Origin of the sequence: Brevibacterium sp. BRM-1 (assembly GCF_026802075.1) — a bacterium.
Taxonomy (GTDB): Bacteria; Actinomycetota; Actinomycetes; order Actinomycetales; family Brevibacteriaceae; genus Brevibacterium; species Brevibacterium rongguiense.
On sequence record NZ_CP113788.1, the window covers coordinates 1,289,141 to 1,304,549 of the forward strand.

Here is a 15,409-nt window from a genome sequence, read left to right on the forward strand (position 1 = left end):
GTGCCCCGCCGCTCACTCGACGCCGATGCTCGCGCCGTAGGCGGGGTCGTCGCCGGCGACGAGGTCGACCGACGCGTCCGGGTGGGCCGCGCGGATGCGCCCCCGGGCGGCCTCGAGGGCGCCGGCGGGGGCCTGGGCGCCGCCGATGACGGTGATGAGCTCCCCGCCGGGGGCCATGAGGAGGTCCGCGAGGGCGGCGAGCGCGCTGCCGAGGTCGTCCTCGAGCGCGCGGGTGCGCCCGGCCACCCGCAGCAGCCACGCGTCCGAGTCGTGCATGACGGGCCCGGCCATCGAGCGGCGGGCGCGGACGAGCTCGCCGCCGCGGACGTTCGCGGCGGCCGCCGCCATCTCCTCGGCGGCGGCCTCGGCCGGCAGCTGGGGGTCGTAGACCGCGAGCGCGGCCAGTGCCGCGACGGGCCCGTCGACGGCGACGATCCTGGCGGCGGGGCCGCGCGGCTCCGCGCCGTCGAAGACCGCGTGGGCCAGCCGCGCATCGGCCTGCGAGGAGGCGAGCACGACCTGCTCGGTGCCGGCGGCCGCCGCGTCGTCGCGCAGCCCGGTGAGCACCGTGCGGGCCTGGGCATCGCCGGCGGCCACGGCCGTCGCCTCGGCCAGGGCCGCGGGCAGCAGGAGCCCGGGGGCGCGGGTGAGGACGAGCACCTCGGCCTCCCGGTGCACCCCGCCCGCGACCGTGAGGTCCTCGGCGCGCAGCTGGAGGATCGGCAGGGGCGCCATCGCCGCGAGAGCGCGCTCGGCCGCGGCCTCGTCCGGGACGTGGACGTGGACCTTGGGCCAGGAGACGACGACCGAGGTGCCGCCGGCCTTCGCAAGCGCCCGCTTGACCGGCCGGGAGCGGTCGCGGGGGCCGCCCAGGAGGTACACGAGCTCGATCCCGGCCTCCGCGCTGACCTGGGGCACGGCGGCGGGCCCGTCCGCGCGCACGTGCGCGGCGGCGCTCACGGCCTCGAGGTCGTGGCCGGTGACCGTGAGGTAGAGGAGGTCGAAGAGCTCGACAATGCCGGTGGAGCCCGCGTCGACGACGGAGGCGTCGGAGAGCACGTCGAGCTGGCCGGTGGTCTCCGCGAGCGCGGTGCGCGAGCGGGCGCGCACGGCGGCGATCTGTGCGAGGAGGTCCGCGCCGTCGTCGGCCTGCTCGCGCGCCTCCTCGGCCATGGCGTGGAGGACCGTGAGCATGGTCCCGTGGACGGGGTCGGCGATCGCGTCGTTGGCGCGCGCGGCGGCGAGCTCGAGGGCGCCGGCGAACGCGGGGGCGTCGAGGACGGTGATGTCCTCGAGCGCATCGGCGACGCCGCGCAGCGCGACGGAGAGGATGAGGCCGGAGTTGCCGCGGGCCCCGCGCAGAGCGCCCGTGGCCATGGCGCCCACGACCTCCGGGAGCGTGACCGAGCCGGACAGGCCCTCGACGGCGCGGTACGCGCTGCGCACCGTGTGGTACATGTTCGAGCCGGTGTCGCCGTCCGGGACGGGGAACACGTTGAGCGAGTCGATGCCGCTGCGCTCGCGGCGCATCCGCTCGACCGTGCGCCGGGCCCAGCGGGCCGCCAGGCGCCCGTTGAGGCGCACCGGATCCGTGCTCACCCGTTCTCCCTGAAATGGCTGAAGGACTTCAGGCCCACGGGGCGCCCGGCCAGGTACACGCCGGGATCGCCCGCACTGCAGGCCGCGATCGGCTCCCACCCTACCGGAGTGCCCCGCTGCGGCGGGCCGGGCGTGGGGGCCGCGCCGGCGGCGATGATGCCGTGGTCCTCGCCGCCGGCGAGCGCCCAGCCCCGGGCGCGCTCGCGGTGGGCTGCGGCGTCCCCGGCCGGGTTCAGGGCCCGGGCCGCGGGCAGCAGGGGGCGCGCCAGGCGGTCGAGGGCGGCGGGGTCGAGGTCGATGCGCACGCCCGAGGCGCGGGCCATGCGGCCCAGGTCCCCGGCCAGCCCGTCGGAGACGTCGATGGCCGCCCGGGCCCAGCCGCGCAGCGCGCGGGCCGATGCGTAGTCCGGGCGGGGGGCGAGCTGGGCCTCGATGAGCTCGGCGCAGCCCGCGGGGGCGCTCGCTGCCCGGAAGCCCGCGAACAGCAGGTCGAGGCCGGCTTCGGCGCGGCCCACCGTGCCCGCCAGGACGACGGCGTCGCCGGGGCGCGCCGCGCTGCGCAGCCAGGGCCGGGCGGAGCCGGCGGGTGCACCGGTGCCGGCCGGGGCGGGCAGCGTGCCGAGCGCGGTGATGGCCAGGGTGAGGACGGCCGAGCCGGACAGGTCGCCGCCCAGGATGCCCGTGCCGGCGCGCGCGCACTCGGCGGCCAGCCCGTCGTAGATCGCCTCGATCGTCTCGATGGGCGTGTCCGCGGGGGCGGCCAGGGAGACGAGGAGCCCGTGGGGATCGGCGCCCATGGCCGCGATGTCCGCGAGGTTCTGGGCGGCCGCCTTGCGGCCGAGGGCCCGCGGGTCGAGCCACTCCGCGAGGAAGTCCTCGCCCTCGACGAGCATGTCCGCGGTGCTGACGAGCGGGCCCGCGGGCGTGCTCACGGCTGCGTCGTCGCCGGGGCCGACCGCCGTGCCGGCGGGCGCGGCGACCCGGGCGAGGATGCGCCGCAGCACCTCGTCCTCACCCAGCGCGCCGAGCGTGCGCGCCCGGTCCTGCGCCTGCGCCGCCTCGGTGTGCTCCATACTTTCCCGCCCTCCGCTGCTGTGCCGCTGGGCCCGCGGCCCTTCGTCCAGTATGCCCGGGCTCGGGGTCTACGCTGGTCGCATGCGCCTTCCCACGCTCCTCACCGCCGTGAGCGGCCTGTGCGCCGTGGCGCTGAGCGGCTGCGCGCGAACCCTCATCGTGCAGCCCGCCCCCAGCGCCGCGGCGCCGGACTGCGCCACCGTCATGCTGCGCCTGCCCGACCGCATCGACGACCTCGCCCAGCGCAAGACCTCCGCGCAGGCCACCACCGCGTGGGGCGACCCGGCCGGCGCTGTGCTGCGCTGCGGGATGGAGCCCCCGGCACCCACGACGAAGCCGTGCGTGAGCGTCAGCGGGGTCGACTGGATCTCGCTGGAGCAGAGCGAGGAGTCGTGGAAGTTCGTGAGCTTCGGCCGTGACCCCGCCGTCGAGGTCCTCGTCGACCCGCGCAAGGCCTCCGGGGCCAATGTGCTCAACGCCGTCTCCCCCGCCGTTGCGGCGCTGCACCAGCAGGACAAGTGCCAGTCCGCCGAGGACATCGGCGAGGACGGGACCCCCGTCCGCGGATAGGTGCGACGCCCGGCTGGGACTGCGGAGTGAGGCGCGCGGGCGGCTCAGCGGGCGTCGCGCAGCGCGATGTCGAGCAGCTCGGCGACCAGCTGCTCGAAGCCCACCCCGGAGGCCGCGAACATAAGCGGGTAGCCGGAGGTCGGGGTGAAGCCGGGCAGCGTGTTGAGCTCGTTGACGAGCACCTCGCCCGCGGGGGTGACGAACGTGTCGACGCGGGCCAGGCCCGTGCAGTCGAACGCGCGGAACGTCCGCCGCGCGACGTCCTGGACCCGCGCGGTGGTCTCCGGGTCGATGTCGGCCGGGCACACGACCTCGGCGCCGTCGGCATCGAGGTACTTGGCCTCGAAGTCGTAGAACGCGTGGTCGCCCTTGACGATGATCTCCGCCGGCAGCGAGGTGCGCAGCTGCGCGTCCACGCGCCCGCCCAGCACCGAGCACTCGATCTCCCGGCCGTCGATGCCGGGCTCCACGATGACCTTGTCGTCGTGGGCGAGTGCCTCGGCCATGGCCGCCGGCAGCTGCTCGCCGGACTCGATGCGGCTGATGCCCACGCTCGAGCCGGCGCGGGCGGGCTTGACGAAGGCCGGGAAGCCCTGCTCACTGACCCGCTGTGCCGCGGCTTCGGGGTCGGTCGCCCACTGCGCGGCGGTGAGCGTCTCCCATGGGCAGGCGGGAATGCCCGCCCCGGCGAGGACCACCTTCATGAAGTGCTTGTCCATGCTCACGGCCGAGGGGAGCACGCCCCCGCCCACGAACGGGGTGTCCATGAGCTCGAAGAGGCCCTGGACCGTCCCGTCCTCACCGTGCTTGCCGTGGAGGACGGGGAAGAACGCGTCGACCCGGCCGAGCTCGCGCACCGTGCCGTCGGCCAGGCGCTCGCGCAGCGGGGAGTGCGCCCCGGAGGGCGCGACGAGGATCTCCGTGCCGTCGTCGACGACCTCCGGCATGCGCTGCGGATCGAACGCGAAGTCCGCCCAGTCCTCCACGCGGCGCCACGTGCCCTCCTGGGTGATGCCGATGGGCAGCACCCGGAAGCGCTCGCGGTGGATCGCGCCGATCACGGCCTTGGCCCCCACGCAGCTCACGGCGTGCTCGGAGGACCGGCCGCCGAAGAGCACGGCCACGAGCGGGAGCTCGTCCTCCCGCGGTGCCGGCCCCCCTGGGGCTGCGGGCTGCGAGGCGGCGGAGCGGGCGGGGGCGGACTGCGGAGCGGAGCTGGTCATGCTGGGAAGACTACTTGGCCTCGGACGTCGTTTCGATCCAGGCTCGCCCGATGCCCTTGAAGAACACGTTGAAGCCCACGTAGGCCGGGCTCGCGGACTCGTCGAGGCCCAGCGGCTCGCTGAGCGCGTGGACGATGAAGAAGTACCGGTGGGGGCCGTGGCCCTCCGGCGGCGCGGCGCCCACGAAGCGCGGCTCGCCGGTGTCGTTGCGCACCATGTAGGCGCCGTCGGGCAGCGCGTTCGCGTCCGGGTTGCCGGCATCGGCCGGCAGCTCGGTGACGTCGGCGGGCAGATCGGCCAGCGTCCAGTGCCAGAAGCCGGAGCCGGTGGGGGCGTCGGGGTCGAAGGCCGTGACGACGAAGGCCTTCGTCTCCGGCGGGAAGCCGGACCACGACAGCTGCGGCGAGCGGTCCTGGCCGCCCTCCACGCCCATCGCGGCGGAGCACTGCGCGAGGCCCAGCTCCTGGCCCTGCGCGATGTCCGTGCTCACCAGGTCGAAGCGGGGGACGTCCTGCAGGTTCCAGAACGGGGAATTCGGCTGTTCGGTCATGATGCCTCCTGACGTCGTGGATCCGTGCTGCCCACCCTAGCGGGTGCCGGACGGGCGGCAGAGGGCTCGGACAGCCTCAGCGCTCGAGGCCCTCGTGCTTGCGCTTGCGCGAGAGGAGGACCCCGGCGAGCTCGCCCACGTCGAGCGTGCCGTCGATGACCGCGCTCACCGCCTGCGTGATGGGCAGCTCCACGCCGTGGGCCTCCCCCAACGCCAGCACGGCGGGGCTGGACTTCACGCCCTCGGCCACCTGCCGGGTGCGCTCGGTGGCCTCCTCGACGCTGAGCCCCTCGCCCAGCAGGCGGCCGAACGAGCGGTTGCGCGACAGGGGCGACGCGCAGGTCGCCACGAGGTCGCCCAGCCCGGCGAGGCCGGAGAGCGTCTGGGCGTCAGCGCCCATCGCCATCGCCAGCCGGCTGGTCTCCGCGAGCCCGCGGGTGATGATCGAGGCCTTCGAGTTGTCGCCCAGACCCTGCCCGTCGGCGATCCCCACCGACAGCGCGATGATGTTCTTCACCGCCCCGCCCAGCTCGACGCCCACGACGTCGGCGTTCGTGTAGGGCCGGAAGTAGGCGTTGGCGGTGAGGTCGGCCACCGCCTCGGCGGTGGCGAGGCTGGCGGAGGCCACGACCGTGGCGGTGGGCTGGCGGTCGGCGATCTCGCGGGCGAGGTTGGGCCCGGACACCACGGCGATGCGCTCGGGGCTGGCCCCGGCGGCATCGGCGATGACCTCGCTCATGCGCATGCCGGTGGAGCGCTCGACGCCCTTCATGAGGCTCACGAGCACGGCGTCGGCGGGGATGAGGCCCGCCCACGCCTCGAGGTTGTCCCGCAGGCTCTGCGCGGGCACGGCGAGCACGACGGTGTCCGCGCCCGCCAGCGCCGCGGCCGGGTCCGCGGTCGCGGTGATCGCCTTGTTGAGGACGAGTCCGGGCAGGTAGCCCGCGTTCGTGTGCTCCTCGGCGATCTCCCGGGCGACCTCGGGACGCCTGGCCCACAGGGTGACCGGGTGGCCCGCGTCGGCCACCACCTGGGCGAACGTGGTGCCCCACGAGCCCGCGCCCATCACTGCCGTCGTCATCGGGCCTCCTCGTCCGTGGGGTTCGCATCCCGCGCGGCATCCGCGGCGGGCTCGTGCTGTGCCGGCTCGCCCAGGTCCGCGCGGTACCGCTCGGGCAGCGGCAGGCCGCGCAGCTGGGCGAGCTCGGCGGCGATGGCGGCCGTGATGCGGTGGGACAGGGCCGTCATCGCCGCGGGGCCGGTGCCGAAGCCGCGCGGGTCGATGGGGGCGCCGTAGCGCACGGTCAGCGGCTGACGGGGGGCGGGCCTGGGCACCTTCGCCCCGCGCGGGTAGCTCGTCTCCAGCCCCCAGTGGGCCACGGGGACGACGGGCACGCCGGTCTCCAGGGCGAGCCGGGCGGCGCCGGAGCGGGCTGGCTGCGGCCACAGCTCGGGATCCTTCGTCAGCGTGCCCTGCGGGTAGATGACCACGGTGGCCCCCGCCTCGAGCGCCTGCCGCGCGTAGACGAGCGAATCTCCGGCCCGGGCGGAGCCGCGCAGCACGGGGATCTGGCCGATTCTGCGCAGCACGGCGCCCAGCGCCCCGGTGAAGAGCTGGGACTTCGCCAGGTAGTGGGGCATGTGACCGCGGGCCTTGAGCGCGAGGCCCACGAGGATGGGGTCGAGGTAGTTCGCGTGGTAGGCGGCGATGATGACGGGCCCGTGCGCCGGCAGGTGCTCGGTGCCCTCCTCGACGATCCGGCCGCAGGCCCGGAACAGCACCCGCACGGGGGCTGCGACGGCGGAGCCGGCGCGGCTCATCGAGCGCAGGGAGGCCGCGGAGAAGTCGATGCGGTGGGCGGCCTGGGGGTCGCCGCTCATGCCTGGGCCACCTGGGCGCCCAGGCCCGCGAGCTTGTCCATGAAGTCCTCGTAGCCGCGGTTGATGAGCTCGATGCCGCTCACGTGGGAGGTGCCCTCGGCGCTGAGCGCCGCGATGAGGTGGGAGAACCCGCCGCGCAGGTCCGGCACCTCGATGTCCGCGCCGTGCAGCGGCGTGGGCCCGGAGATGACCGCGGAGTGGAGGAAGTTGCGGCGCCCGAACCGGCAGGGGGTGCCGCCCAGGCACTCGCGGTAGGACTGGATGGTCGCGCCCATGCGGCGCAGCGCGCCGGTGAAGCCGAAGCGGTTCTCGTAGACCGTCTCGTGGATGATCGAAAGACCCTGGGCCTGGGTGAGCGCCACGACGAGGGGCTGCTGCCAGTCGGTCATGAAGCCGGGGTGGACGTCGGTCTCGAGGACGACGGAGGACAGCCGGCCGCCGGGGTGGCGGAAGCGGATGCCCTCCTCCTCGACGGAGAAGGCGCCGCCGATCTTGCGGAAGATGTTGAGGAACGCGATCATGTCCGGCTGCGCGGCGTTCTCCACGAAGATGTCCCCGCCGGTGGCCAGCGCCGCCGAGGCCCAGGAGGCCGCCTCGATGCGATCGGGCAGCGCGCGGTGGACGTAGCCGTCCAACGAGTCGACGCCCTCGATGCGGATGACGCGGTCCGTGTCCACGGCGATGATCGCGCCCATCTTCTGGAGGATGGCCACGAGGTCCATGATCTCCGGCTCGACCGCCGCGTTCTTCAGCTCGGTCGTGCCCTCAGCGCGCACCGCGGTCAGCAGCACCTGCTCGGTGGTGCCGACGGAGGGGTAGGGCAGCTTGACCTTCGTGCCGCGCAGGCGCCGCGGCGCCTCGAGCTTGATGCCGCCGGCGGTCTTCTCCACCTCCGCGCCGAAGCTGCGCAGCACGTCGAGGTGGAAGTTGATGGGCCGGTCGCCGATCTTGCAGCCGCCCAGGTCCGGGATGAACGCGCGGCCCAGGCGGTGCAGCAGGGGCCCGCAGAAGAGGATGGGCACGCGCGAGGAGCCCGCGTGGGCGTCGATGTCGACGATGGAGCCCTGCTCGACGTTGGCGGGGTCCATGAGCAGCTCGCCGTCGGGCCGGTCGCCGTCGGGCCGCGACTCGACGGCCACGCCGTGCAGGCCGAGCAGGCCGGTGACGACGTCGACGTCGCTGATGCGCGGGACGCTGCGCAGGACGGAGGGAGTGTCGCCCAGCAGCGAGGCCACCATCGCCTTCGGCACGAGGTTCTTCGCGCCGCGGACGCGCACCGTGCCGGTCAGCGGAGCCCCGCCGTGGACATCGAGCATTTCTCTCCTCAGGTCGCGTTTCGTGCCATAGCGATGCTAGCCGACCCGCGCCCGAGGCGCCCTCAGGCGGGCGCCGGCACCGCCCCCGGGGCGGGGCTCAGACGCGCGCCGGGAGGGTCTTCGGCTTGAACGCGGGACGCGTGGCCTCGAAGCGGGAGATGGCGGCCTCGTCGCGCAGCGTGAGGCTGATGTCGTCGAGGCCCTCGAGCAGGCGCCAGCGGGTGAAGTCGTCGATCTGGAACGGCACGGTGAGCGTGTCGCACGTGACCGTGCGCGTCTCGAGGTCGACGGTGATCTGGGCGCCGGGGTGGTTGTCGAGGATCTTCCAGATGAGCTCGATGTCGGACTGTTCCACCTGGGCGGCGATGAGGCCGTTCTTGCCCGAGTTGCCGCGGAAGATGTCCGCGAAGCGGGAGGACAGGACCGCGGCGAACCCGTAGTCCTTGAGCGCCCACACCGCGTGCTCGCGCGACGAGCCGGTGCCGAAGTCGGAGCCGGCCACGAGCACCGAGCCCTCCCGGAAGGGCTCCTGGTTGAGGACGAACTCGGGGTCCTTGCGCCAGCGGGCGAACAGCGCGTCCTCGAACCCGGTGCGGGTGACGCGCTTGAGGTAGACGGCCGGGATGATCTGGTCCGTGTCGACGTTCGAGCGGCGCAGCGGGACGCCGGTGCCGGTGTGCGTGGAGATCTTGTCCATGGGGTGCTCCTTGCCTGTGGTGCGGGCTCAGTCGAGGTCGGCGGGCGAGGACAGGGTGCCGCGCACCGCGGTGGCTGCGGCCACGAGGGGGCTGACGAGGTGGGTTCGCCCGCCCTTGCCCTGGCGGCCCTCGAAGTTGCGGTTCGAGGTCGAGGCGCAGCGCTCGCCGTCGGAGAGCTGGTCCGGGTTCATGCCCAGGCACATCGAGCAGCCGGCGAAGCGCCATTCGGCGCCGAAGTCCACGAATTCCTTGTCCAGCCCTTCGGCCTCCGCGGCGAGCCGGACCTTCGCCGAGCCGGGGACGACCATCATCCGCACGTTCGGGTCCTTCGTCCGCCCGCGGATGACCTCCGCGGCCGAGCGCAGGTCCTCGAGCCGGCCGTTCGTGCACGAGCCCAGGAACACGGTGTCCACGGCGATGTCGCGCAGCGGCATGCCGGGCGTCAGCCCCATGTAGGCGAGCGCGGACTCGGCGGAGGCGCGCTCGTTCTCGTCGACGATCTGGGCGGGGTCCGGGACGCTCGCGCTCAGCGGCAGGCCCTGGCCTGGGTTCGTGCCCCACGTGACGAAGGGCTCCAGGTCCGCGGCCTCGAGGACCACCTCGGCGTCGAATTCCGCGTCGTCGTCCGAGCGCAGCGTCTTCCAGTACTCGACGGCCGCGTCCCAGTCCTCACCCTGCGGTGCGTGCGGGCGGCCCTTGACGTAGTCGAACGTCGTCTGGTCCGGGGCGACCATGCCGGCGCGCGCGCCCGCCTCGATCGACATGTTGCAGATCGTCATCCGCGCCTCCATGGAGAGGCTGCGGATCGCCTCGCCGCGGTATTCGAGCACGTAGCCCTGCCCGCCGCCGGTGCCGATCTTGGCGATGACCGCCAGGATGATGTCCTTGGCCGAGGACCCTGCGGGCAGTTCGCCGTCGACCGTGATCGCCATCGTCTTGAACGGCTTGAGGCTGAGCGTCTGGGTGGCGAGGACGTGCTCGACCTCCGAGGTGCCGATGCCCATGGCGATCGAGCCGAAAGCGCCGTGGGTGGAGGTGTGCGAGTCGCCGCAGACCACCGTCATGCCCGGCTGCGTGAGCCCCAGCTGCGGGCCCACCACGTGGACGATGCCCTGGTCCGCATCGCCCAGGGAGTGCAGCCGGATGCCGAACTCCTGCGCGTTGCGGCGCAGGGTCTCGATCTGGGTGCGCGAGGTGAGGTCCGCGATCGGCTTGTCGATGTCGACGGTGGGCGTGTTGTGGTCCTCGGTGGCGATCGTGAGGTCCGGGCGGCGGACGGGGCGGCCGGCCAGGCGGAGCCCCTCGAAGGCCTGCGGGCTCGTGACCTCGTGCACAAGATGGAGGTCGATGTAGATGAGATCCGGCTCGCCGTCCTCCCCGAGCGCTACGATGTGATCGTTCCACACCTTCTCCGCCAGAGTCCTGCCCATGGCTCGATCCTCCTTGCCTGCACTGCTGTATCAGTCCGCTGCAGCCGCGGAGCGCGGGTGGCGCCGGGCGGCTGTGCGAGCGACTTTACCGCCGCGTTCTGCCATTCGGACTTGCATCTTAGATGCTGAGATTGCACAATGGGCCCCATGAGCTCTCCAGATAACGGCAGCGGAGTCGGCGTCATCGACAAGGCCGCACTCGTCCTGTCCGCCCTCGAGGCCGGCCCCGCATCGCTGGCGGAGCTCGTCAGCCTTACCGGTCTGGCCCGCCCGACGGCCCACCGCCTGGCGGTCGCCCTCGAGTTCCACCGCTTCGTCGGCCGCGACCTGCAGGGCCGCTTCATGCTGGGACCGCGGCTGTCCGAGCTGTCCTCGGCGGCCGGCGAGGACCGCCTGCTCGCCGCGGCCGGCCCCGTGCTCAGCCAGCTGCGCGATCGCACCGGCGAGTCCGCCCAGCTCTTCCGCCGCCAGGGCGACCTGCGCCTGTGCGTCGCGGCCGCCGAGCGCCCGGTGGGCCTGCGCGACTCCGTGCCGATCGGCGCGACCCTGAGCATGCGGGCCGGCTCCGCCGCCCAGGTGCTGCTGGCCTGGGAGGAGCCCGACCGGCTCCACACCGGCCTGCGCGGGGCCCGCTTCTCCGCCACCATGCTCTCCGGCGTGCGCCGCCGCGGCTGGGCCCAGTCGATCGCCGAGCGCGAGCGCGGCGTCGCCTCCGTCTCCGCCCCCGTGCGCGGCCCGAGCAACCGGGTGGTCGCGGCCGTGTCCATCTCCGGGCCCGTCGACCGGCTCACCCGCCAGCCCGGGCGCCTCCACGCCCAGTCCGTCCTCGAGGCCGCCAAGGCCCTCACCGACGCGCTCAACCGCGGATAGGCCGGCACAGCGCCCGCGGCGCTCCCCCGCCAGCCCGCACCCCACCACCCACTCACCCAAGGAGCGACATGACCCAGAACCCCCAGCAGCCCGGCTACGGCTACGACGCGAACACCGGCGGCCAGCAGTTCGGCTCGCAGCCCGCGCAGGCCTACGGCTCCCAGCAGCCGGCGCAGGGCTACGACCCGCAGCAGACGCAGGCCTATGACCCCCAGCAGACGCAGGCCTACGGTTCGCAGGCCCAGGCCTACGGCTCGCAGCCGGTGCAGGCATACGGCGCCCAGCCCGGCTACGACGCGCAGGCCCCGCAGCAGTACGGCTCCCAGGCCGCCCAGGGCTACGGCTACGACCAGCAGGCAGCCACCGGCGGCTTCGCCGCCCCGGCGCCCGCGAACGGCGGGCAGCCCGGCGGCGCGTCATTCATGAAGTCGCTGTTCGACCTGAAGTTCCGCAACTTCGTGACCGTGAAGTTCGCCTCGGTCATCTACGTCATCGGGATCATCCTGGCGGTCCTCAACTACGTGGGCTCGGTCATCTGCTCGCTCATCATGGGCGTGACGATGGCGGGGGCGTCCGCGCTGGCTTCGAGCTACTCCGGCTCCTCGGCCGGCCCCGGCACGGGCTTCGGCGTCTTCCTCGTGATCTTCACGATCATCGTGGGCGCCATCATCACGTTCTTCTCCATCATCTGCCTGCGCGTCGTCATCGAATTCTTCGTGGCCAACATCCGCACGGCGGAGAACACGCAGGCCACGGCGGACAACACGCAGCGCTGAGCTCCGGCGGCACTCCTGCGCAGCCCGGCCGGCAGCGCACAGGGAAGCGGGCCGGGCCCGAGGCGAGTCTCGCCTCGGGCCCGGCCCGTCTGCATCCCAGCCGGCAGGCGCGCTCAGGCCTGCGCGGTCCGGACGTCCTCGTCGACCCAGTCGAAGGTCCGCTCGACGGCCTTCTTCCACAGCCGCAGGCTGCGCGCGCGCACGTCCGGATCCATCCGCGGCTCCCAGCGGCGGCCCTCCGCCCAGTTCGCGGCGACCTCGTCCTCCCCGGCCCAGAAGCCCACGGCGATGCCGGCAGCGTAGGCCGCGCCCAGCGCCGTCGTCTCGATGACGCGCGGGCTGCTGACGGGCACGCCCAGGATGTCGGCCTGGAACTGCATGAGCAGGTCGTTGGCCACCATGCCCCCGTCGACCTTGAGCTCGGTGAGCGCAGCGGGGGCCTCCGCGTCCATCGCCTCGAGCACCTCCTGGGACTGGAAGGCGGTGGCCTCGAGCACGGCGCGCGCGATGTGGCGCCGGTCGACGAACCGGGTGAGGCCGACGATCGCCCCGCGCGCCTCGGGCCGCCAGTACGGGGCGAACAGGCCGGAGAACGCCGGGACGACGAAGCACCCGCCGTTGTCCGGCACCTGCGCCGCCAGCTCCTCGATGTCCTGCGCGTCCGCGATGAAGCCCAGGCTGTCGCGCACCCACTGGACGAGCGAGCCGGTGACGGCCACGGAGCCCTCGAGCGCATAGACGGGCGGCGCCTCGCCCAGCCGGTAGCACACGGTGGTGAGCAGGCCGCGGTCGCTGCGCACGGGCTGCGTGCCCGTGTTCATGAGCATGAAGTTGCCCGTCCCGTACGTGTTCTTCGCCTGGCCCCGCTCGAAGCACGCCTGGCCGAACGTCGCCGCCTGCTGATCGCCCAGGATGCCGGCGATGGGGGTGTCGATGAGCAGGCCGTTCTTGCGGCCGTGGCCGTAGACCTCGGACGACGAGCGGATCTCGGGCAGCATGCTCAGCGGGATGCCCATGTCGGCGGCGATGTCGGCATTCCAGTCGAGCGTGTCGAGATTCATGAGCATCGTGCGCGAGGCGTTCGTGACGTCGGTGACGTGCACGCCGCCGTCGGGGCCGCCGGTCATGTTCCACAGGCACCACGAGTCGGTGGTCCCGAAGAGCAGCTCCCCCGCCTCCGCCCGCTCGCGCGCGCCCTCCACGTGCTCGAGGATCCAGGCGGCCTTGGGCCCTGCGAAGTACGTGGCCAGGGGCAGCCCGGTGCGCTCGCGGTAGCGATCGTAGTCCGGTTCCCCGTCCGGCCCCGCGGCGGCCTGGGCCAGCCGGTCGCAGATCGCCTGGGTGCGCGTGTCCTGCCACACGATCGCGTTGTGCACCGGCTGCCCGGTGGCACGGTCCCACACGACGGTCGTCTCGCGCTGGTTCGTGATGCCCACGGCGGCCAGGGCGTGGCGGTTGATGTCGGCGCCGATGAGCGCCTCGGCGACGACGCTGCGCAGGTTCTGCCAGATCTCGGCGGGGTCGTGCTCGACCCAGCCGGGGCGGGGGAAGATCTGCTCGTGCTCGAGGCGGGCGGAGGACACGATGGCCCCGGCCCGGTCGAAGACGATGGCGCGGGTGGAGGTGGTGCCCTGGTCGATGGCCATGACGCAGCGCTGCGCGGCGGCCCCCGTGGTGTGCTCGCTCATCCGCCCATTGTGCCCTGCCCCGGGCGGGCACCGTGCGCGGCCTCCGGCGCCGTGCGCGGCCGCTGCGGGAATGCGAAAGGGCCCGCGCTCCCGTGGCTGACCACGAGGGCGCGGGCCCTTGCTTGTACTCCCGAGCAGATTCGAACTGCCGTTTCCGCCTTGAGAGGGCGGCGTCCTAGGCCCCTAGACGACGGGAGCAGGGGCGTTATGGCACGCAGGTGCGAGTCATAAGCGCTGGGATACCAGGACTCGAACCTAGACTAAGTGAACCAGAATCACTCGTGCTGCCAATTACACCATATCCCACTGCGAAGCTGGCCTTGCGGGCTGCCTCGGCAACGAGAGATAACATTACACACCGCCGCGCGCGGGCGCAAAGCGAGCGCGGGGCCCCCGCGGTGATGCTCATCACCCCCGCAGCCGGCCCGGCTCAGGCGTCGCCGGCGGCCATCGCCAGGAGCCGGTCGAGCACCGCCGCGCCCGAGGCGCGCAGCCCGTCGTGCTCGTACTCGCTCGTCACCCACGTGCGCGCGTGCGGCAGCAGCGCGGCCGTGGCCAGTGAGAACTCCCGCGGCACGTATGCATCGTCGAAGTACACCGCGGCGATGGCGGGCACGTCCGCCGTCCGCAGCGCCCCCGGATCCCACATGAGCGGCCACGGCCGCTCCGCAAGCGCCTGGGCGACCTCGGCCCACGGTGCCAGGTCGCCGCTGGCCAGGAGGCCGGGGTGGATGTGCTCGCCGGCCAGCCAGGTCGAATCGAGGCCGGCCGGGCGGGCGCGCACGGCGCCCCAGTCCGTTGCGACGCCGTTGGCCCAGCACGACTCCTGGAGCACGGCGTAGACGGGGTTGCGGGCGGAGAACGGCAGGGCGGCAGCCGCGTCGTGGCGGAAGGCCGCGGTGTCGGGGTCGAAGTCGAGGAGGTAGTGCAGGGTCTGCGCGCCGTGCGCGGTGCCGAGCACGTGGCCCAGGCTGCGGATGTGCTCGGGGCCGGCGACGATGCCGCCGGGAAGCGCGATGCCGCTCTCCGCGGCGCGCTCGGCGAGGCGCTCCAGGCGCTGCGCGTCGGCGGGGAAGCGGGCGCAGAACCCTTGCGACTTGCGCCGCATCGTCTCCCAGGTCACGCGGTAGACATGCGCGACGTCCGGGTCCGCCCCGCCGGGCCCGGCCAGGCCGTCGGCGGCCAGCCGCTCGTCGACGACGCGGGGCAGGCCGCCGGTGAAGAGGGCGAGGTCGAGCGCTGCCGGGTGGGCGGCCAGGTAGCACAGGGCGGTGAAGCCGCCGAACGACTGCCCGAGGACCGCCCAGCGCTCGATGCCGAGCGCACGGCGCAGCGCCTCGGCGTCTTCGACGATGGCGTCGGCCCGGTAGTGGCGCAGGCGCGCGGCGACCCCGGCCGTGTCCTGCGCTCCCCCGGTGCCGTGGAACCGGCCGTCGACGCGGCCCACGGGGCTCGAGCGGCCCGTGCCGCGCTGGTCGAGCATGATGACCCGGTAGTCGCGCAGCGCGCGCGGCAGCCAGGCGGGGTGCGCGGCGGTGGGGCGGAACGCCTCGGAGCCGGGGCCGCCCTGCAGGTAGAGCAGGTAGGGCTTCGCCTCCCCCGGGGTGCCGACGATGCGGGCGAAGACCTCGAGTTCGCCGGGCTCGTCGCCGAAGTGGTCGAGCGGCACCGTGATGGCGTGCTCCTCGACGGCGAGCGCGGGCAGGCGATAGGCAGCCGTGGGCACGGATTCCT

14 protein-coding genes and 2 tRNA genes are annotated in these 15,409 nt (G+C 73.7%); 3 read left to right on the plus strand and 13 right to left on the minus strand.

The window, feature by feature from the left end:
• Window positions 1-12: 12 nt before the first annotated feature.
• A complete protein-coding gene (locus BRM1_RS05715; RefSeq protein ID WP_268529183.1) occupies window positions 13-1,599 on the minus strand; it encodes a DAK2 domain-containing protein in 1,587 nt (528 codons plus the stop codon).
• Entirely contained in the window at window positions 1,596-2,672 is a 1,077-nt protein-coding gene (gene thiL, locus BRM1_RS05720) for a thiamine-phosphate kinase (protein ID WP_268529186.1), read from the minus strand. The genes BRM1_RS05715 and thiL overlap by 4 nt, the downstream gene beginning before the upstream one ends.
• Window positions 2,673-2,754: 82 nt before the next feature.
• Between thiL and BRM1_RS05725 the strand changes: the two genes are divergently transcribed.
• On the plus strand, window positions 2,755-3,243 hold the full coding sequence (locus BRM1_RS05725; protein WP_268529188.1) for a DUF3515 domain-containing protein: 489 nt from the start codon (window positions 2,755-2,757) through the stop codon (window positions 3,241-3,243).
• A gap of 44 nt (window positions 3,244-3,287) precedes the next feature.
• Here BRM1_RS05725 and BRM1_RS05730 read toward each other — a convergent pair whose 3' ends face one another.
• The 7 genes from BRM1_RS05730 to leuC all read right to left on the minus strand — a co-directional run bounded on the left by BRM1_RS05730 (window position 3,288) and on the right by leuC (window position 10,341).
• Window positions 3,288-4,466 carry a D-alanine--D-alanine ligase family protein gene (locus BRM1_RS05730; RefSeq protein ID WP_268529191.1) on the minus strand — a complete coding sequence of 393 codons (1,179 nt, stop codon included), beginning with the start codon at window positions 4,464-4,466 and terminating at the stop codon, window positions 3,288-3,290.
• A 10-nt stretch (window positions 4,467-4,476) separates the two neighbouring features.
• The gene (locus tag BRM1_RS05735; RefSeq protein WP_268529194.1) at window positions 4,477-5,016 is read right to left on the minus strand and encodes a YbhB/YbcL family Raf kinase inhibitor-like protein; all 540 of its coding nucleotides are present in this window, start codon (window positions 5,014-5,016) and stop codon (window positions 4,477-4,479) included.
• Between the two features lie 76 nt (window positions 5,017-5,092).
• Window positions 5,093-6,097, minus strand: coding sequence for an NAD(P)H-dependent glycerol-3-phosphate dehydrogenase (locus BRM1_RS05740; RefSeq protein ID WP_268529197.1), 1,005 nt, complete (start codon window positions 6,095-6,097; stop codon window positions 5,093-5,095).
• On the minus strand, window positions 6,094-6,897 hold the full coding sequence (locus BRM1_RS05745; RefSeq protein WP_268529200.1) for a lysophospholipid acyltransferase family protein: 804 nt from the start codon (window positions 6,895-6,897) through the stop codon (window positions 6,094-6,096). The genes BRM1_RS05740 and BRM1_RS05745 overlap by 4 nt, the downstream gene beginning before the upstream one ends.
• The gene (gene murA, locus BRM1_RS05750; RefSeq protein ID WP_160952092.1) at window positions 6,894-8,213 is read right to left on the minus strand and encodes a UDP-N-acetylglucosamine 1-carboxyvinyltransferase; all 1,320 of its coding nucleotides are present in this window, start codon (window positions 8,211-8,213) and stop codon (window positions 6,894-6,896) included. The genes BRM1_RS05745 and murA overlap by 4 nt, the downstream gene beginning before the upstream one ends.
• A gap of 97 nt (window positions 8,214-8,310) precedes the next feature.
• Window positions 8,311-8,910, minus strand: coding sequence for a 3-isopropylmalate dehydratase small subunit (gene leuD, locus BRM1_RS05755; protein ID WP_268529206.1), 600 nt, complete (start codon window positions 8,908-8,910; stop codon window positions 8,311-8,313).
• 27 nt (window positions 8,911-8,937) lie between these two features.
• Complete coding sequence (gene leuC, locus BRM1_RS05760) at window positions 8,938-10,341, minus strand: 3-isopropylmalate dehydratase large subunit (protein WP_160952090.1); 1,404 nt, start codon at window positions 10,339-10,341, stop codon at window positions 8,938-8,940.
• Window positions 10,342-10,488: 147 nt separating this feature from the next.
• Between leuC and BRM1_RS05765 the strand changes: the two genes are divergently transcribed.
• Window positions 10,489-11,211, plus strand: coding sequence for an IclR family transcriptional regulator (locus BRM1_RS05765; RefSeq protein WP_160952089.1), 723 nt, complete (start codon window positions 10,489-10,491; stop codon window positions 11,209-11,211).
• A gap of 68 nt (window positions 11,212-11,279) precedes the next feature.
• Window positions 11,280-11,987 carry a DUF4282 domain-containing protein gene (locus tag BRM1_RS05770; protein WP_160952088.1) on the plus strand — a complete coding sequence of 236 codons (708 nt, stop codon included), beginning with the start codon at window positions 11,280-11,282 and terminating at the stop codon, window positions 11,985-11,987.
• A 113-nt stretch (window positions 11,988-12,100) separates the two neighbouring features.
• Here BRM1_RS05770 and glpK read toward each other — a convergent pair whose 3' ends face one another.
• From glpK to BRM1_RS05790, 4 genes are all read right to left on the minus strand, one after another.
• The gene (glpK, locus tag BRM1_RS05775) at window positions 12,101-13,675 is read right to left on the minus strand and encodes a glycerol kinase GlpK (RefSeq protein ID WP_160952087.1); all 1,575 of its coding nucleotides are present in this window, start codon (window positions 13,673-13,675) and stop codon (window positions 12,101-12,103) included.
• A 125-nt stretch (window positions 13,676-13,800) separates the two neighbouring features.
• Window positions 13,801-13,873: transfer RNA gene (locus tag BRM1_RS05780), tRNA-Glu, on the minus strand.
• A 36-nt stretch (window positions 13,874-13,909) separates the two neighbouring features.
• Window positions 13,910-13,981, minus strand: a tRNA-Gln gene (locus BRM1_RS05785).
• A gap of 124 nt (window positions 13,982-14,105) precedes the next feature.
• Complete coding sequence (locus BRM1_RS05790; protein ID WP_268529211.1) at window positions 14,106-15,401, minus strand: alpha/beta fold hydrolase; 1,296 nt, start codon at window positions 15,399-15,401, stop codon at window positions 14,106-14,108.
• Between the last annotated feature and the right edge of the window lie 8 nt (window positions 15,402-15,409).